16 protein-coding genes are annotated in these 17,047 nt (G+C 61.7%); 7 read left to right on the top strand and 9 right to left on the bottom strand.

Annotation, left to right across the window (positions count from 1 at the left end; translation table 11 throughout):
• Window positions 1-5: 5 nt before the first annotated feature.
• The 4 genes from KI610_RS00145 to rsmB are packed head-to-tail and all read right to left on the bottom strand — an operon-like array spanning window position 6 to window position 5,235.
• Window positions 6-1,271: a sigma-54-dependent transcriptional regulator gene (locus KI610_RS00145; protein WP_226496713.1), complete on the bottom strand. Its 1,266-nt coding sequence runs from the start codon at window positions 1,269-1,271 to the stop codon at window positions 6-8.
• A complete protein-coding gene (locus KI610_RS00140) occupies window positions 1,249-3,405 on the bottom strand; it encodes a sensor histidine kinase (protein ID WP_226496712.1) in 2,157 nt (718 codons plus the stop codon). The genes KI610_RS00145 and KI610_RS00140 overlap by 23 nt, the downstream gene beginning before the upstream one ends.
• On the bottom strand, window positions 3,402-3,935 hold the full coding sequence (locus KI610_RS00135) for a DUF4390 domain-containing protein (RefSeq protein ID WP_226496711.1): 534 nt from the start codon (window positions 3,933-3,935) through the stop codon (window positions 3,402-3,404). Before KI610_RS00135 ends, KI610_RS00140 begins: the two co-directional genes overlap by 4 nt.
• Before the next feature lie 40 nt (window positions 3,936-3,975).
• Window positions 3,976-5,235 (bottom strand): 16S rRNA (cytosine(967)-C(5))-methyltransferase RsmB, encoded by a 1,260-nt coding sequence (rsmB, locus tag KI610_RS00130; protein ID WP_226496710.1) that lies wholly within the window; start codon window positions 5,233-5,235, stop codon window positions 3,976-3,978.
• 34 nt (window positions 5,236-5,269) lie between these two features.
• Between rsmB and KI610_RS00125 the strand changes: the two genes are divergently transcribed.
• From KI610_RS00125 to KI610_RS00110, 4 genes are all read left to right on the top strand, one after another.
• Entirely contained in the window at window positions 5,270-6,157 is an 888-nt protein-coding gene (locus tag KI610_RS00125) for a S1/P1 nuclease (protein WP_226496709.1), read from the top strand.
• Window positions 6,158-6,166: 9 nt separating this feature from the next.
• Window positions 6,167-6,553 carry an adenosylmethionine decarboxylase gene (gene speD / locus KI610_RS00120; RefSeq protein ID WP_226496708.1) on the top strand — a complete coding sequence of 129 codons (387 nt, stop codon included), beginning with the start codon at window positions 6,167-6,169 and terminating at the stop codon, window positions 6,551-6,553.
• Window positions 6,554-6,643: 90 nt separating this feature from the next.
• Complete coding sequence (locus tag KI610_RS00115) at window positions 6,644-7,225, top strand: DJ-1/PfpI family protein (RefSeq protein ID WP_226496707.1); 582 nt, start codon at window positions 6,644-6,646, stop codon at window positions 7,223-7,225.
• 54 nt (window positions 7,226-7,279) lie between these two features.
• The gene (locus KI610_RS00110) at window positions 7,280-7,630 is read left to right on the top strand and encodes a ribbon-helix-helix domain-containing protein (RefSeq protein WP_226496706.1); all 351 of its coding nucleotides are present in this window, start codon (window positions 7,280-7,282) and stop codon (window positions 7,628-7,630) included.
• Between the two features lie 16 nt (window positions 7,631-7,646).
• On the opposite strand, the gene fmt is transcribed toward KI610_RS00110, so the two are convergent.
• Window positions 7,647-8,570: a methionyl-tRNA formyltransferase gene (gene fmt, locus KI610_RS00105; RefSeq protein WP_226496705.1), complete on the bottom strand. Its 924-nt coding sequence runs from the start codon at window positions 8,568-8,570 to the stop codon at window positions 7,647-7,649.
• A complete protein-coding gene (def, locus tag KI610_RS00100) occupies window positions 8,567-9,070 on the bottom strand; it encodes a peptide deformylase (RefSeq protein ID WP_226496704.1) in 504 nt (167 codons plus the stop codon). The genes fmt and def overlap by 4 nt, the downstream gene beginning before the upstream one ends.
• A gap of 146 nt (window positions 9,071-9,216) precedes the next feature.
• Here def and KI610_RS00095 point away from each other — a divergent pair, with 146 nt between their 5' ends.
• From KI610_RS00095 to KI610_RS00085, 3 genes are all read left to right on the top strand, one after another.
• Window positions 9,217-10,248 carry a LysM peptidoglycan-binding domain-containing protein gene (locus tag KI610_RS00095; protein WP_226496703.1) on the top strand — a complete coding sequence of 344 codons (1,032 nt, stop codon included), beginning with the start codon at window positions 9,217-9,219 and terminating at the stop codon, window positions 10,246-10,248.
• A complete protein-coding gene (dprA, locus tag KI610_RS00090; RefSeq protein WP_404827512.1) occupies window positions 10,248-11,321 on the top strand; it encodes a DNA-processing protein DprA in 1,074 nt (357 codons plus the stop codon). The genes KI610_RS00095 and dprA overlap by 1 nt, the downstream gene beginning before the upstream one ends.
• Before the next feature lie 76 nt (window positions 11,322-11,397).
• Window positions 11,398-13,923, top strand: coding sequence for a DNA topoisomerase III (locus KI610_RS00085; RefSeq protein ID WP_226496701.1), 2,526 nt, complete (start codon window positions 11,398-11,400; stop codon window positions 13,921-13,923).
• Between the two features lie 69 nt (window positions 13,924-13,992).
• Here KI610_RS00085 and KI610_RS00080 read toward each other — a convergent pair whose 3' ends face one another.
• From KI610_RS00080 to KI610_RS00070, 3 genes are all read right to left on the bottom strand, one after another.
• Window positions 13,993-15,309 carry a methyl-accepting chemotaxis protein gene (locus tag KI610_RS00080; protein ID WP_226496700.1) on the bottom strand — a complete coding sequence of 439 codons (1,317 nt, stop codon included), beginning with the start codon at window positions 15,307-15,309 and terminating at the stop codon, window positions 13,993-13,995.
• A 110-nt stretch (window positions 15,310-15,419) separates the two neighbouring features.
• A complete protein-coding gene (locus KI610_RS00075) occupies window positions 15,420-16,334 on the bottom strand; it encodes a hydrogen peroxide-inducible genes activator (RefSeq protein ID WP_226496699.1) in 915 nt (304 codons plus the stop codon).
• Window positions 16,331-17,038 (bottom strand): pseudouridine synthase, encoded by a 708-nt coding sequence (locus KI610_RS00070; protein ID WP_226496698.1) that lies wholly within the window; start codon window positions 17,036-17,038, stop codon window positions 16,331-16,333. Before KI610_RS00070 ends, KI610_RS00075 begins: the two co-directional genes overlap by 4 nt.
• Window positions 17,039-17,047 lie beyond the last annotated feature (9 nt).

Genomic DNA, 17,047 nt, shown 5'->3' with positions numbered 1-17,047 from the left:
GGTGCTTATTCTTCGTTGCGCTTGCCGAGCTTGACGTCCAGTTGCTTCAGTTTTCGATAAAGATGGGTGCGCTCCAGCCCGGAACGTTCAGCCAATTTCGTCATATTGCCACCTTCAAGACGCAGGTGATGTTCGAAGTACATTTTTTCGAAGGCATCGCGCGCCTCGCGCAGGGGCTGATCGAAGAGCGGCAGCAACGATAGAATTTCCGGGCTGCCACCGACGTCGGCCGGCATGACGCGAGCCACATCCTCGGCGCTGATCTCTTCTTCGAGGGAAGTGATCGCCAGATTGCGCACCAGCGCGTAAAGATCGTTCCAGCTTGATTCCGGGTTGGCTTTCCAGGACAAGGTACGCAGTGCATTGAGCGCCCCGCTCGACAAGCGACGGGCCGGCACCTCGCCGCGCTCGACGAAATTGGTCAGCAACAGACTGGCGATTTCCGGCAGCTCATCTCCATGCCCGGCCAGCGACGGCACGGCCACCCAGATTTCACCAAGGCGGGCCAGCAGTTTGCTGTCCCAACCGGCTTCACTGAGCGCGCTGGCGCTGCTCGCCGTGGCGGCGATCATTTGCAAATTGAGCTTTTCCAGACGGTCGACCGCAAAAGCCATGTTCATTTGCTGCATTTTGCCGAGCCCGGCCATATCCGGCACGAACAGGATCCCTCCGGTCACCTTTTCGAGCATTTCCTGCGTCAACGCGCTGCTCACGCCGGACAGATCGAGCCATGGTGCGCGCGGCGGTTGCAGGGTCCGGGCGCAAATTTCTGCCATCCCGCCGTTGGCGCCCTTGATCAGCAAAATGGGCGACTTGGCCGCCGCCTGCTCGAGACGCCGCTTGAATTCCTTGACGAAGGAAATACGGCTGAACGCCTCCAGCGTCAGCGCCAGACGCGCCGGTGGCTTGTCGTGCTTGAGGGCTTTCTGAACCGTAGAAAGCAGTTTTTGCAGCGCGATGGGCTTTTCGAGGAAATCGAAGGCACCGAAGCGCGTCGCCTCGACCGCCGTATCGATCGTGCCATGCCCCGACATCATGACGACCGGCATGTTGAGATGCCCGGCCGCGTGCCACTCCTTGAGCAGCGTGATGCCGTCGGTGTCGGGCATCCAGATGTCGAGCAGCACAAGGTCCGGACGTGTTTCGTTGCGGATCAGGCGGGCAGCCGTCGCGTTTTCTGCGACGCGCACGTCGTAGCCTTCGTCGATCAGAATTTCCGACAACAGTTCGCGTATACCAACTTCGTCGTCAACGACCAGAATGATTGCCATTTTTGGCTTCCTCCGCTTTCACCAGGGGCAGGCGAATATCGATCCGCGCACCGCCCTCGGGTGCATTGCTTATTTCGATGGTACCGAGGTGTTCTTCGACTATTTTTTTGACGATGGGCAAGCCGAGGCCGGTGCCACGGGCCTTGGTGGTGACATAGGGTTCGAAGATGCGCGGCAACAGCTCGACCGGGAAGCCGGGACCGTTGTCGGCGATGGTCAGCCGGGCTTGGCGACCAGCCATTTCAGTCTGAATCAGGATGCACGTGCCGTCACGGCCTTCCAGCGCATCTTCGGCATTGCGCAGCAGGTTGTGAATGATCTGTCGCAACTGGGTGGCGTCGCCGAGAATGGGCGGCAGATCGGCGGCCAGTCTGGTTTCGATCGTCGCTGACGAGCTTTCGTAGAGTCCCAGCACTTCGCCGATCAGTTCGTTGAGGTCGAGTTCGGCCACTTCCGGTGCCGGCATCCGGGCGTAATCGCGGAAATCATCAACCATGCGCTTCATGGCCTGAACCTGGTTGATGATCGTCTGCGTGCCGCGCGCCAGCATGTCGGCGTCGCCGTTGGAAAGCTTGTCGGCGAGCTTGAATTGCAGGCGCTCAGCAGAAAGCTGGATCGGTGTCAGCGGATTCTTGATTTCATGGGCCAGACGACGCGCCACTTCGCCCCAGGCGGCGCTACGCTGGGCGGCGATCAGGCGGGTCACATCGTCGAATACGACGACATCGCCGCCACCACTGGCTTCCGGCAGACGCGACCCGCGCAGCAGGAGCACCTGCGGCATGCCGTTCGGCCGTTCCATTTCGAGCTGGGCCTGCCATTCGGCTTCCTCGGTGGCAGAAAATTGCTCCCGGATGAAAGTACCGAGCGCCTGCTGGCGTGGCCAATCCTCGGCAGCAGAACCAACCAGGCCCATGAAGTCGTCGTTCAAAATAGTCAGGGCACCCTCGTTGACCGTGCGCAGGACGAAATGGCGATCGAACACGAGTACGCCGGTCGACAGATTGGCGAGGATCGATTCGAGATAGCCGCGGGCCGATTCAAGCTCTGCCCGGTGACGCTCGGTTTCGCGGCGGGCGTCATCGAGCTGGCGGGTCATCCTGTTAAAGGATTGGGTCAGGACGCCGAGTTCGTCACCACTGTAGATGGCCTGACGGGGAGAAAAGTCGCCCTGCGCGACGGCCTGCGTGCCTTCGGCCAGAATGTAGAGCGGCGCCGCCAGCCGACGGGCCATCACGTAGGCCAGGGCAAAGGCGCCGAAGAGCGCCACGAGCACGGTCAGCGTCAGCGTCAGGGCATAAATGCGGGTCAGGCCTTCACGCGCCAGATGCAATTCCTGATAGTCGCGGTAAACCCCCTGCACGGCGTCGGCATCATGGGCGAGGCCCGGTGGCACGGGCTGCGTCAGTTGCAGGATGCGCGGCTCCTCGAACATTTCCCGGGCGCTGACCGGCACGAGCACACGCAGGTAGAGTTTGCCGCCTTCACCTTCGATGGTGCTCACCATCTGCGTGCTGCGCGCCTGTTTCAACTGGGCCTGGCTGGGCAAATCGGGGAGCAGGCTGGACAGCTCAGTAGTCGCGCTCGACAGCAATTGGCCACCGACCGAGAACAAGGCTATCGACTGGACGCCCTTTTCTTCGCGCAGGCGCAACAGGGCTGAACGGCGCGATGACTCCTGGATGTCCGACAGTTCGACGGCCACGCTACGCGCCTTTTCGCCAAGATCGAGCAGTAGCGAATCGAGGGCCGAGCGGCCCAGTTGCAGGCCGGATTCGAGGGCCTTCTCGACGCGTACATCGAACCAGCTTTCGATGGAGCGGGTGACGAACTGCACAGAAACGCCGTAGACGAGCGCCCCGGGCAACACGGCAATGACGCCGAACATCAGCATCAGGCGCAACTTGAGGCGAGCACCGAAAACCTGGGCCTGATAATCCCGCCACAGCGTGCGCAACTGCCAGCCGACCAAGCCGAGCATGCCGAGCGCCAGCGCGACGTTGAGGGCAATGAGCAGCGGATAGTTGCGGGAGAAAAGCACGGTGTCCGCCGCCGTCGACATCAGCAGCAAGAACCACAGGATGCCGCCGATGGCTGCCGCGAAAGCGCCGCCCGCCGCGACGATACGCTTCATTTGGCCTCCGCCGGCAGCGCTGCCGGAAGGACGTTGGCAGGCCAGATTTTCCAGTCGGAACTGAGGCTCCAGTCCTTGTTGCCCAGTGCGCTGATCTGGAAGGGGCGCGGCAGCTGGGTAACGTCGAGCCGCATGCGCAGCGATGCGTCGTAGGGTTCGCCGGGACGAACTGCTTTATCGTTCTTGTCGATGACGGTCCAGCTGCGCAGTCGGGAAAGCACCAGCATGGCGTCGGACAAGGTCTGAAACGACTGATGCAGGCCACCGGTGGTCAGCCGGTACTGCCGGGTCAGCGCGTGGTAGGACAGGCGGTAGGTCTGGCTGCGACTGACCAGTTTTTCATCGAGCCAGTACCAGCGTGCTTTGCTCAGCTCGAAGTCGGCGACGAAATAGAGCACGACGCCCTTGGTCACCGCTTCTTCGAGGCGGGGATTTAATTCGAACTTGAAATCGGCCGAGAGAACATAACCGTCTTCGCTGGCTGAAAGCTGCGGATTGCTGATGTCGATTTCTGCGGTCCACGCCAACACGGGCACCAATAGCAGCAACAGCAGCCATCGGCGCAGAGGGTCAAGCACGCTTTTCGAGCAAGCAATAGAAAAAGCCATCGTGTTCAGCGGTCGGTAAGAGCTGTTCTTCGTGACAACGGTGAGCCTGCGGCTGGCGCGCCAGGAAGCGCGAAATCTGCCCGCCGTTTTCGGCCGGGAAAACCGAGCAGGTCACGTAGAGCAGTTTACCGCCCGGCCGCACGACCTGCCACAAGGCATCGAGAATTCGCGCCTGCGCTGTGGCAAAACTGGCGATGTCGGCCTCGCGGCGCAACCACTTGGCGTCCGGATTGCGGCGCACGACGCCGCTGGCTGTGCATGGGACGTCAGCGAGTACCGCGTCGAAAGGCCGGCCATCCCACCAGCTCGTCAATTTGGCGCAGTCGGCATCCTGAATCTCGGCGCTCAGGCCAAGGCGCGACAATGTTTCGGCGACGCGCCGGCAACGGGAGGGTTTCAGATCGAGGGCGAGCAGGTCGATTTCGCTTCGTTCGAGCAGGTGCGCGGTCTTGCCGCCCGGAGCGGCGCAGGCGTCGAGCACACGGCTGCCCGGCGCTGGATCGAGCAGCGTGGCAGCCATTTGTGCTCCGGGGTCCTGCACCGAAACGAAGCCGTCGGCGAAACCCGGCAACGCGTCGACCGGCACCGGCTTGTCGAGAGCCAGCCCGCATTCGCCGACCGGTTTGGCGGGAATGCCTTCAGCCGCCAGCTTCATGATGTAATCGTCGCGCGAAACGCGACGATTATTGACGCGCAGGCCCATCGGCGGCGGCAAATTGCCGGCGGCGACGATGGCTGGCCAGTCCTGAGGGTAAGCAGCCTGCAACTGGGCCAGCCACCAGTCCGGATGCATGGCCGATGCAACGGGGTCGGCGGCAAATTCGGCGGTCAATACCGCTTGTTGACGCAGAAAGTTGCGCAACACACCATTAACCAACGCTTTGAAATTTCCGCCAGCTACCTCGGCGGCCGCCGAAACGGCCTGATCAACAACGGTGTGCGCCGCATCCGGCCGGGTTTCGAGGCGATAGATGGCAACCAGCAACAGGGCGCGCACTTCGTCGCTGGCCAGCGGCTTTTGGAGCAGCCTGGATAGATAGAAATCGCCGCGCCCATAGGCGCGCAGGCTGCCGTAGACGAGTTCCTGCACGGCCGGTCGGGCTTCCGGCTCGACCCGGCCAAGCAGGCCGTCGGCCAGACTCTGCCCGCCGAAAACGGCAGTATCGATGCGGGACGCCTGCAACAGGGCGTAAGCGAGTGAATTGAGCGGCAAACTGGACATAGGCGGGCATTATCGCACGCGGCATAATGGCCGAATGCGGCAAATCCTCCTCGCCCTGCTTTTCTTTGCCGTAGCCGCTCCGGCCAGTGCCTGGAATGCGGCCGGCCACCGGCTGACCGCGGTCATTGCGTGGCAGCAACTATCGACGCCAAGCCAGGCGGCAATCGCCGAGGCGCTGTCCCGCCACCCCGACTACGAGCGGTGGATGGAAAAATCGCGTTCGAGCAAAGACGTCGATATCTTCGCCGAAGCCTCGACTTGGCCGGACGACATTCGCAACGACCCGCGCTTTTACGACGAAGACCGAGACCCCGCCACGCCAGCGCTTCCCGGACTCTCCGACACGGCGCGTCACAAACGCTGGCACTACGTGGACCTTAACGCTGCCGGCCAGACGAAATCAGGCGAACTGGACGCTCAAATCGAGCGCCTGAGCCGAATCCTACGGTCAACCGGAAAAAAGGCCGAAATTTCAAATGCCCTGCCCTGGCTCATCCACCTCGTAGGCGACATCCACCAGCCGCTGCACGTCGGCCGCCATGGCGACGAAGGTGGCAACGAGGTCGAAATCGAAAATCCGTACAACAAGCGCCTGCCGTTCAGCAGCCTGCATGTTTACTGGGACGATCTGCCCGGCCCGCCCTGGCTGCGCGGCAAGCGCCTGCAACAAAACGCAGCGCGCCTGCTGGAAAACCATCCGCCGCCAGCGCAAGGCAATGTCGGGCTGTGGCGCAACGAAAGCCATCGCCTGCTCACCGAGGCCTACCCGAAGGCCAGCGGTAGCCTGCTGCCGATCATCACCGAGGATTTCCGCCGGCGCAGCCGGGAAATCGTCGACCGTCGCATCGTCGAGGCCGGCTACCGGCTAGGCGGTCTGCTCGGAGCCATTTTCGAGCAGCGCGTTTCACGTGAAACGCCATAAAATCGTCATATGAACGGCCTGCACCTGATCGCTGACCTCCACGACTGCCGCTGCGCCCCGTGCTTTCTGCTCGACGCATCAGGGCTCGAATCGTTCTGCGTTGACGCCTGCCAGCGCCACGGCCTGACTGTCGTCGGCCGGCTGTTCCATACCTTCCACGACGCCGCCGGTCAGCCGGCCGGCGTCACCGGCACCGTCGTCCTCGCCGAATCCCACCTCGCCGTGCACACCTGGCCCGAGATCGCCAGCGTCACGCTCGATGTTTACGTCTGCAACTTTAGTGGCGACAACAGCTCCAAGGCTAGTGCCCTGTTCGACGAAGTCATCGAGCGTTTCGCACCGAAAAGCCGGCAGTGCACGAGCGTCGGACGCGGCCGTCTGGCACCGGTAAAGTAGCAGCCGGCTGCTACCCGCCAGCCGGAAAATCCTCCGACAATGTTTCTGCCCGCCGACCATCTTGCCGGCGGCATGACAAAGGAGACAAACATGGCTGCCAAAAAAATTCTCATGCTGACCGGTGATTACACCGAAGATTACGAAACCATGGTGCCCTTCCAGGCGCTGCTCATGGTCGGCCACACCGTCCATGCCGCATGCCCCGGCAAGAAGGCCGGCGAATCGGTACGCACCGCCATCCACGACTTCGAAGGCGACCAGACCTACAGCGAAAAGCCCGGCCACAACTTCACGCTGAACGCCAGCTTTGCCGACATCCGCGCTGAAGACTACGATGCACTGGTCGTTCCGGGCGGTCGCGCCCCCGAATACCTGCGCCTGAACCCTGAAGTCCTGGCCATGGTTCGCCACTTTGCCGACACCGGAAAGCCGATTGCGGCGATCTGCCACGGGGCACAATTACTAGCCGCAGCGGGCGTTCTGAATGGTCGTTCGTGCAGCGCCTATCCGGCCTGCGGCCCTGAAGTTCGTTTGGCCGGCGGACAATATGCCGACATTCCGGTCGATCAGGCCCACGTTGATGGCAATCTGGTCACCGCCCCGGCCTGGCCCGCGCACCCGGCCTGGCTGGCCAAATTCCTGCCGCTACTTGGTTCCCAAATCACCCTTTGACCGCCGGCCCGGGCAACGTCACGCCGACGTTGCCCGATCCGACCAGGAGGCTGCATGTGTGAAATCTACGTCAAGGCCGACCCGATGCTCTATGAGTCGCGGGCCCGCTCGCTGCGCATTCATGGCTTCGTCACCAAGATCCGGTTGGAAAACCTGTTCTGGGACATCCTGGCCGAACTGGCTGCCAACGAAGGCATGACGACCAACCAGCTCATCGCCAAGCTCTACGATGAAATCGAGGCCTACCGCGGCGAAGTCGAAAACTTCGCCTCCTTCCTACGCGTCACCTGCCTGCGTTATCTGACGCTGCGCCACCAGAAGCCAGGCGAAAGGCCCAGTCTGGCGGTCGTCGGAACGCTGCCGCCAACCACTCGCGAACAGCCGATCCGCGTCGCGACGGGCTGACACCGCTCAGCGGCAATCAGGCCGGAAGATCGAAGTGGTCGCCAACCTTCAGCGGGTGCCCGGCCAGAAATTGTTGCACCGGTAAACGCTTGCCGCCGGCCTTCTGCAATTCGCTGACCGCCAGCGCGCCTGCACCACAGGCCACGACAACACTGCCCCGGTCGACCGCCAAAATGGTACCAATTTCACCCTCACCGGCGACCGGCGTCGCCTGCCACAATTTCACCGTCTGGCCGCCAAACAAGGCCTGCGCACCGGGAAAGGGGTTGAAGGCGCGGATGTGGCGATCCAGTTCCGCCGCGCTCTTCGACCAATCGATCAGCGCCTCCACCTTCTCGATCTTGTGCGCGTAAGTCACTCCCTCAGCCGGTTGCTGCTCGGCAGGCAGCGGCAACTTACCCAGCGCCTCGACGGCCAGCTTCGCGCCCAGTTCGGCCAATCGATCATGCAACGTGGCCGTGGTATCGCTGGCCTCGATGGGAAAAGCACCGCGCAGCAGTACCGGCCCGGTATCCAGACCGGCCTCCATCTGCATGATGCAAACACCCGTCTCGGCATCGCCGGCCAGCAAGGCCCGCTGAATCGGCGCCGCACCACGCCAACGCGGCAGCAACGAGCCATGAATATTGATACAGCCGAAACGCGGCATGTCGAGCACGACCTGCGGCAGGATCAGACCATAGGCCGCAACGACCATGACCTCGGCGCCAATCGCAGCAATCTTCGCCTGCGCCTCGGCGTCCCGGAGCGTCAGTGGCTGGAAGACCTCAATGCCATTGTCCAGTGCCACCTTCTTGACCGCCGAAGGCTGCAAACTCATGCCCCGCCCGGCCGGCCGATCTGGCTGCGTCAGCACCAGCGCCACATCATGGCCCGCGGCAACAATGGCCCGCAAAGCCTGCGCGGCAAATTCCGGTGTCCCTGCGAAAATCAGCTTCATGCCGTGACGCGCGCCTGTTTGGCCATCTTGTTCTTGATCCGTGTCTGTTTAAGCAGCGACAGGTGGTCGACGAAGACCGTCCCGTTGAGATGGTCGATTTCGTGCTGGATGCACACCGCCAGCAAGCCCTCAGCCTCCAGCGTGTGCTGCTTGCCGTCGAGATCGAGATAGGTCACCGACACCCGTTCGGCACGCTCGACCTTGTCGTAGATGCCAGGCACCGACAGGCAGCCCTCCTCGCCGATCTGCGAGCCCTCGCACCGACCAAGCGTCGGATTGATGAAAACCTGCAGTTCGCTCTTGTCTTCGGACACATCGATCACGACGATGCGCTTGTGTACGTCGACCTGCGTCGCCGCCAAGCCGATTCCCGGAGCCTCGTACATAGTTTCAGCCATATCGGCGACCAGTTTTCGGGTGCTGTCATCGACCTTGGTAACAAGTGCTGCGACCTTTTTCAGACGCGGGTCGGGGAAACGCAAAATGGGTAAGAGGGCCATATGAAAATAGGAATAAAAGCTTGCTCGATTAGGTTATTACGTGCAGAATCTAAAGCAATTCCCGAGATATGGAACGCAAATTGATCGCCGCTGTATTGAGACTGCGACGACGGTAATGCGTTCCGCCGGCACGTGAGGTTACGACTATGGTTCGCATTATATCCGCGCTCATCCTGGCCGTGACGGCCGCCTGCGCATCGGCCGCCGAGCCGCTAACGCTCGTCGACAACCCTCCCGACCGGCACATCGTCGTCAAAGGCGACACCCTGTGGGACATTTCGGGCAAATTCCTCAAGCAACCTTGGCGCTGGCCGGAAATCTGGCAGATGAACAAGGAAGAAATCAAGAACCCGCACTGGATTTACCCGGGCGACATCATTCTGCTTGACACATCAAGTGGGTCGCCGCGCCTCAAAATGGCCAAGCGGGTCACCGGCCAGGACGGCAGGATCCAGCCGACGGTACATAGCTCTCCGTCGCAGCTAGTCATCCCGAGCATCCCGCCCAACGTTATCGAGCCATTTATTTCCCAACCACTGATTGCTCAAACGAGCGACAGTAACAGTGGCGTGAAAATCACTGCCGCCCAAGAGGACCGCATGCTGCTCGGTAGCGGCGACTCCTTCTACGCCAGCGGCATTCCCGATGCCAGCGTTGAAAAATGGCACGTGTTCCGCAGGGGCAAGCCGCTCAAGGATCCGGAAACGGGTGCAACCATTGCCTACGAAGCTTTCTTCCTGGGCAACGCTCGCCTGCTCAAACCCGGAGAGCCAGCTTCCTTGCGCGTCACAATGGCCAAGGAAGAAATGGCTCGCGGTGACGAACTCATCCCAGCCCCACCCCCCGATATCATTTCCTACGTCCCGCATCGCCCCGATCAGGAAGTAGCAGCAAAGGTCATGTCGATCTATGGTGGGGTGCAGGAAGGCGGTACGACATCCGTCGTTTCGCTAACGCGCGGCAAGCGCGACGGGCTGGAAGTAGGCCACGTCCTTGCCCTGTTCCGCAAGCGCGTCTCGATCAACACTGATGATCAAGGCATCCGCACCTTGACGCCGGTTCCGGAAGAACGTTATGGCCTCGCCTTCGTCTTCCGCGTATTCGATAACGTCGCTTACGCACTGGTCGTCGACTCCTCCAAATCCGTCATCATCGGAGACTCGGCAAGAAACCCGTGATCATCACCGAAGGCCTGGCCGCTTGGTTGCGGCTGACGCTTATCCCCGGTATCGGCGGCGAGTCGCAACGAAAGCTACTCGCCGCTTTCGGTTTACCCGAGGCTGTTTTCGCCGCCGGGAGACTGGCTGCACGCAGCGTTATTGGCGACCGGGCCGACCTGCTTTTTGATTTTGACCCTGCGGCAGAGGTCGACCGCAGCATCGAGTGGGCCAGTCAGCCGGGACAGCATATCCTGACCCTCTCTGATGACGCCTACCCTAAGGCCCTGCTCGAAATCGCCGACCCGCCCAGCCTGCTTTACGTGCGAGGCAATCCCGCCTTGCTCCAGAAGCGCGGGCTGGCCATGGTCGGTAGCCGCAATGCGACACCGCAGGGCCTGCAAACGGCTGAGAACTTTGCCAAGACACTGGCCGGCAAAGGCCTCTGCATCATCAGCGGCCTGGCGCTGGGAATCGATGCCGCCGCCCACCGTGGCGCGTTAGCGGCGGGTGGCGACACGATTGCGATCATCGGCACCGGTGCCGACCGCATCTACCCGGCCCGCAACAAGGAACTGGCGCTGGCCATTGTCGAACACGGCGCCGTCATTTCCGAATTTCCGCTCGGAACGCCCTCCATTGCCGCCAACTTCCCGCGGCGCAACCGCATCATTTCCGGCCTGTCGCGCGGGGTGCTGGTCGTTGAAGCCGCGCCGGAAAGCGGCTCGCTGATCACCGCCCGCCTCGCTGGCGAACAGGGGCGGGAGGTTTTCGCCATCCCCGGCTCCATTCACTCGCCCGTGGCTCGCGGTTGCCACAAACTGATCAAGCAGGGCGCAAAACTGGTTGAAACCGCCAACGATGTTCTGGAAGAACTGGGCAACTTCACTTCTCCGGACCAACAAGCGGAAATCACCCCGGCGGACGACGAACACCCTGTACTCGCCGCCCTCGGCCACGATCCATGCGGTCTCGACGACCTCGTCGACTACACCGGCCAGAGCGCCGAACAATTACTCCCCGAACTCCTGATGCTCGAACTCTCGGGCAAAATCGCCCCCCTGCCCGGCAACCGCTACCAGCGTCTGAGCTAGGCTCCCTATATATAGAGACGGCTTGCCAAGCCGCGCACCGGGCACTTATCATGCCCCGGACTCCACAGGCCCCAACATGACCAAAAAGCTGATAATTGCCGAGAAACCTTCCGTCGCTGCCGACATCGCCAAAGCGTTGGGGGGCTTCACCAAGCACGACGACTATTTCGAAAGTGACACCCACGTCATTTCCTCGGCCGTCGGTCACCTGCTGGAACTCGCCTGCCCCGAGGAATTCGAGGTCAAGCGGGGCAAATGGTCGTTTGCCCATCTCCCGGTCATCCCACCGCACTTTGCATTGAAGCCGATCGAGAAGACCGAATCCCGCCTCAAGGTGCTGGCCAAGCTGATCAAGCGCAAGGATGTCAGCGCCCTGATCAACGCCTGTGACGCGGGGCGCGAAGGCGAATTGATCTTCAATTACATCGCCCAGCACACCAAGTCCGGCAAGCCGGTACAGCGGCTGTGGCTGCAATCGATGACGCAGGGTGCGATCCGCGACGGTTTCTCGCGCCTGCGCAACGGCAACGAAATGCAGGGTCTTGGCGACGCCGCTGTTTGCCGCTCCGAATCGGACTGGCTAGTCGGCATCAACGGCACGCGGGCGATGACCGCCTTCAATTCGAAGACCGGTGGCTTCCACCTGACCACCGTCGGTCGCGTGCAGACACCGACGCTGGCCATCGTCGTCGAGCGCGAAAAACGCATCCGTGAATTCAAGCCACGCGATTACTGGGAAGTCGAAGCCGAATTCACCGCCAAAGCCGGCAGTTACAAAGGCAAGTGGTTCGACGAAGGTTTCAAGGGCAAGAACGAAGACGAACACGCCCGCGCCGACCGACTCTGGGAGCAAGCCAAAGCGGACGCGATTCGCGCCGCCACCCTTGGCAAGCCTGGAGAAGTAACCGAAGAAGCCAAGCCGGAAACCCGAATGTCACCGGGCCTCTTCGATCTGACCACCCTGCAGCGCGAAGCCAACAGCCGTTTCGGCTTCTCGGCCAAGACCACGCTGTCGCTGGCCCAGGCGCTGTACGAAAAGCACAAGGTCCTGACCTACCCGCGGACCGACTCGCGCTGCCTGCCGGAAGACTACCTGCCTACCGTCAAGGAAACGCTGGCCGTGCTGACCGGCGAAGGCGCCGGCAAGGGTCACGACGAGGTGCTGCTCGCCCGCTATTCGCCGTTTGCCCACCAGATCCTGGCCCGCAACTGGGTGCTGCCCAACAAGCGCATCTTCAACAACGCCAAGATCAGCGATCACTTCGCCATCATTCCGACGCCGCAGGCCCCGAAAAGCCTCAACGAGCTCGAACAGAAGCTCTACGACTTCGTCGTCCGCCGCTTCCTGTCCGTCTTCTTCCCGGCCGCCGAATACATGGTGACCACCCGCATCACCCGCGTCGAAGGCCACCCTTTCAAGACCGAGGGCAAGGTGCTGGTCAATCCGGGCTGGCTCGCCGTGCATGGCAAGGAAGGTCAGGATGGCGACGAGGGCAATCTCGTTGCGGTCGATGCCAAGGAAAAGGTCAAAGCAGAAGAAGTTACCGTCAAGGCCAACGCCACCAAGCCGCCGCCGCGCTACTCTGAAGCTACGCTGCTCTCCGCCATGGAAGGCGCCGGCAAGATGGTCGACGACGAAGAACTCAAGGCCGCGATGGCCGGCCGCGGCCTCGGCACCCCGGCAACGCGCGCCCAGATCATCGAAAACCTGCTCGGTGAGCAATACATGCACCGCGAAGGCCGCGAACTGATCCCGACGGCCAAGGCCTTCTCGCTCATGACCCTTTTGAACGGCTTAGGCGTCAACGAATTGACCCAGCCCGAGCTGACCGGCGACTGGGAATGGAAGCTCGGCCGCATCGAAAAAGGTGAATTCACGCGTGAAGAATTCATGCGCGAAATTGCCGAAATGACCCGGCACATGGTCGAGCGCGCCAAGCACTATGAAGCCGACACCATTCCCGGCGACTTCGGCGTGCTGACCGCGAAATGCCCGCGCTGCGGTGGCGAGATTCGCGAAACCTACAAGAAATTCCAGTGCGGTGGTTGCGACTACTCGCTATGGAAGATCGTCGCCGGCCGCCAGTTCGAACCGGCCGAAATCGACACCCTGATCAACGAAGGCATGATCGGCCCGCTGACCGGCTTCCGCAACAAGATGGGCCGCACCTTCGCGGCTGCCATCAAGCTCAACGACGACAAATTGCCGGAATTCGACTTCGGCCAGGACAAGGCCGACGCCGCCGATGCCGAGCCGGTCGACTTCTCGGCGCAGGAAAGCATCGGCAAATGCCCGAAATGCGCCGGCAGCGTTTTCGAGCACGGCAACTCCTACGTCTGCGAAAAATCGGTCGGGCCGGACAAGACCTGCGATTTCCGCTCAGGCAAGATCATTCTTCAGCAACCGATTGATCTCGGCCAGATGAAGAAATTGCTGGCCGAAGGCAAGACCGACCTGCTCAAGGAATTCGTCTCCAACCGGACCCGCCGCAAGTTCTCGGCTTATCTGGTCGCCAAGGATGGCAAGGTCGGTTTCGAGTTCGAGAAGAAGGTAGCCAAACCCAAGGCACCGCCCAAGAAAAAGGCCGAAGCAGCAAGCTGATCCTGCCCCACAACAAAAAGCCCCTGGCGTAACGACCAGGGGCTTTTGTTTGGTGTCGAAGCAAGCCGTTTATTTCGATACGGCTTCCGACAACTCGTGGATCACCTCGACCACTCGGGTCGCGCCGTTGCGCATCTGCTGGATCGCGTCACCGGCGTTGCTGGCCAATTCGACACCTTCCGAGACCGCACTCAGGCCGCTACTCATGCTGCTGCTCACCGAAGCAGTTTCGGCCTGAATGCCCTGGATCATCTGGCCAATCTCGCCGGTCGATTTGCTCGTTCGCTCGGCCAGTTTGCGGACTTCGTCGGCCACAACGGCAAAGCCGCGCCCGCTTTCGCCGGCCCGCGCTGCTTCGATAGCTGCATTGAGGGCCAGCAGATTGGTCTGGTCGGCGATTTCCTTGATGGTATTGACGATGGAGGTGATGCGCGTCGTTTGTTCGCCCAGAGCCTCGACCAGACCGGCCGACTGCTCGACGATGGCAGCGATGGACTGCATCTTGGTCACCGTTTCCAGAATGATGCCCTCGCCCTTTTGCGAGATTTCCCGGGTTTCGAGTGCAACTTCGTAGGCGGTGGCGGCACTCTGCTTTTCGGCGTGATGGCGCTGGACCTGCTCGGTGACATCGGAAGCAAACTTGACGATTTTCTGGACCTTTCCATCCGGCCCGAAAACGGGGTTGTAGCTGGCTTCCAGCCAGATTTCGCGGCCCTGCCTGTCGACCCGGGCAAACTGCCCGGCGAGAAACTCGCCGCGCCCGAGCGTTGCCCAGAAGCTCGCGTACTCGGCCCCGGAAGCCAATTCGGGCGCGCAGAACAAGCGGTGATGACGGCCGGCAATGTCGTTGAGCGAATAACCCATGGTCCGCAGGAAATTGTCGTTGGCGCGCAGGATGATGCCGTCGAGGCCGAATTCGATGACCGCCATCGAACGCTCGATGGCCTGGACCATGGCGCGCATTTTTGCGGCTTCCTCGATCTGCTGCGTCACGTCCGCGGCAAATTTGACGACCTTACGAACCTGCCCGCGCTCGTCGAGCACCGGGTTGTAGCTTGCTTCCAGCCAGATGTCGCGACCGCTTTTGTGGCGGCGCTTGATGGTGCCGCGGAAAAACTCCCCGGCCCTCAGACGTACCCAGAAATCCGAATATTCGGGGCTGCGGGCAAAGCCTTCATCGCAGAGCAGGCGATGCTGCTGGCCGACCAGTTCTGCCGAAGAGTAGCCCATGGTGGAACAGAAGTTGTCGTTGACCGCGATGACCTGGCCATCGACGCCTAGTTCGATGACCGCCGTCGAGCGGTCGAGGGCGCGCTGTACCGCCCTGGCGTCCTTGAGTTCGTTTTCGAGTGTTGAAATTTGTTGGATATATTTACCGCAAAACATCCGAAGCCCCTTGGTCAGCACATGAAAGCGCATTGTATGGCAACAGGCAACCAAACCGCCCTCATGTCATAACGCGAACTCTGGCCAGGGCAAGCGTTCCACGTGAAACCTCAGCGAACAGCCGAGGCTCCCGGTAGCTGGCAGGAAAGCAGCGCGGCGCGGACAGCGTCGATGGCTTGCGACCGGGGGAAGGTGATGCGCCAGACGAGGCCGACGGTGCGTTTGGGCTGAATGCCGGCAAAAGGCAGCACCTTGACCATCGGTTCCTTGCTGATCAGCGGATCAGCCGCCGTGCTCGGCATCACCGCGACGCCTGCGCCGCTGGCGACCATGTAGCGGATGGTTTCGAGCGAGCTGCCTTCGAGCGAATGTTCGAGGGCATCCGGCGCACTGAGGCGGGGACAGGACTCGAGGACCTGATCGCGGAAGCAGTTTCCCTGGCCGAGCAGAAGCAGGTTCTGGCCATCCAGCTCATTGCCATTGACGTCCGAACGGGAAGCCCACGGATGGCTGGCCGGGACGACGACGCGGAAAGGCTCGTCGTACACCGGCTGGGCGACCAGACCGGGTTCGGAGAAAGGCAAGGCGATGACGATGACGTCGAGTTCGCCGGCCTTGAGCGCGGGAATCAGGTTGGCCGTGAAGTCTTCCTTGAGGAAGAGCGGCATGTTCGGCGCCTGTTTGCTCAGCGCGGGAATCAACTGGGGCAGCAAGTAGGGCGCAATGGTGTAGATGATGCCGACGCGGAGCTGGCCGCTCAGCGGTTCGCCGGTCGCTTCGGCAATTTCTTCGAGCTTGACGGCTTCCTCGAGCACGCGTGTGGCCTGGGCGACGATACGCTCTCCGAGCGGCGTGATGCGGACATCGCTGGCGCCCCGTTCGAAAAGCGGCGAGCCGAGTTGGCCTTCGACCTTCTTGAGCGCCACCGACAGCGTCGGCTGGCTGACGTGGCAGGCGTCGGCTGCCTTGCCGAAATGCCGCTCGCGGGCGAGAGCCACGATGTAGCGCATTTCGGTCAGGGTCATTGCGTGTAGCCCAGTTTTTCCAGGTCGACCGCAGAAAGCCAGCGCCACTCGCCGGGCTTGAGATCGGGCGGCAGGGTCAGTTCGCCGACAGCTTCGCGATGCAACGCCTCGACGCGATTACTGACGGCAGCGACCATGCGTTTGACCTGATGGTATTTGCCTTCGGTCAAGGTCAGGCGCAGCAGCTTTTCGCCAACGATTTCGGCGGCGGCAGCGGCAATCGTTTCGTACTCATCGGCGAGCAGAACGCCGGCCAGCAGTTGGTCGATCTGCGCCTGATCAAGCGGGTGCTTGGTCGTCGCCAGATAGACTTTCGGCACCTTGCGCTTGGCCGAGGAGAGCTGGTGATTGAGCTGGCCGTCGTCGGTGATCAGCAGCAGGCCGGTCGTGTCTTCGTCGAGACGGCCGATCGGCTGCACATCGCGTTCGCGCAGGGGCACCGGCAGCAGTTCGAGGACGCTGGCGTGATGTTTCGGCTTGCGCGAGCATTCGTAGCCGGCTGGTTTGTTGAGCATCAGCGTGGCGAATTCGGCGTAGGGCCAATCGACGCCATCGACGGTGAAAACCAGACCTTCGGTGTCGAGTTCGACGAAAGGATCGTCGCAAACCTGGCCATTGATCGCCACACGTTCGCGGCGGATAAGGCCCCGGCATTCCCGACGGGAGCCAAAACCGTGTTTTTGGAGGATACGTTCTAGTTGCATGGCCGAGAT

The sequence above is a fragment of the Ferribacterium limneticum genome (assembly GCF_020510565.1).
Taxonomy (GTDB): domain Bacteria; phylum Pseudomonadota; class Gammaproteobacteria; order Burkholderiales; family Rhodocyclaceae; genus Azonexus; species Azonexus limneticus_B.
This window is presented reverse-complemented; position numbering and strand designations above follow the sequence as displayed.

Bases quoted from the DNA above. Each gene is read 5' to 3' on its own strand.
- KI610_RS00145 (WP_226496713.1), bottom strand. From the start codon at position 1,271: ATGGCAATCATTCTGGTCGTTGACGACGAAGTTGGTATACGCGAACTG.
- KI610_RS00140 (WP_226496712.1), bottom strand. From the start codon at position 3,405: ATGAAGCGTATCGTCGCGGCGGGCGGCGCTTTCGCGGCAGCCATCGGC.
- rsmB (WP_226496710.1), bottom strand. From the start codon at position 5,235: ATGTCCAGTTTGCCGCTCAATTCACTCGCTTACGCCCTGTTGCAGGCG.
- KI610_RS00125 (WP_226496709.1), top strand. From the start codon at position 5,270: ATGCGGCAAATCCTCCTCGCCCTGCTTTTCTTTGCCGTAGCCGCTCCG.
- speD (WP_226496708.1), top strand. From the start codon at position 6,167: ATGAACGGCCTGCACCTGATCGCTGACCTCCACGACTGCCGCTGCGCC.
- KI610_RS00115 (WP_226496707.1), top strand. From the start codon at position 6,644: ATGGCTGCCAAAAAAATTCTCATGCTGACCGGTGATTACACCGAAGAT.
- KI610_RS00110 (WP_226496706.1), top strand. From the start codon at position 7,280: ATGTGTGAAATCTACGTCAAGGCCGACCCGATGCTCTATGAGTCGCGG.
- fmt (WP_226496705.1), bottom strand. From the start codon at position 8,570: ATGAAGCTGATTTTCGCAGGGACACCGGAATTTGCCGCGCAGGCTTTG.
- def (WP_226496704.1), bottom strand. From the start codon at position 9,070: ATGGCCCTCTTACCCATTTTGCGTTTCCCCGACCCGCGTCTGAAAAAG.
- KI610_RS00095 (WP_226496703.1), top strand. From the start codon at position 9,217: ATGGTTCGCATTATATCCGCGCTCATCCTGGCCGTGACGGCCGCCTGC.
- KI610_RS00085 (WP_226496701.1), top strand. From the start codon at position 11,398: ATGACCAAAAAGCTGATAATTGCCGAGAAACCTTCCGTCGCTGCCGAC.
- KI610_RS00080 (WP_226496700.1), bottom strand. From the start codon at position 15,309: ATGTTTTGCGGTAAATATATCCAACAAATTTCAACACTCGAAAACGAA.
- KI610_RS00075 (WP_226496699.1), bottom strand. From the start codon at position 16,334: ATGACCCTGACCGAAATGCGCTACATCGTGGCTCTCGCCCGCGAGCGG.
- KI610_RS00070 (WP_226496698.1), bottom strand. From the start codon at position 17,038: ATGCAACTAGAACGTATCCTCCAAAAACACGGTTTTGGCTCCCGTCGG.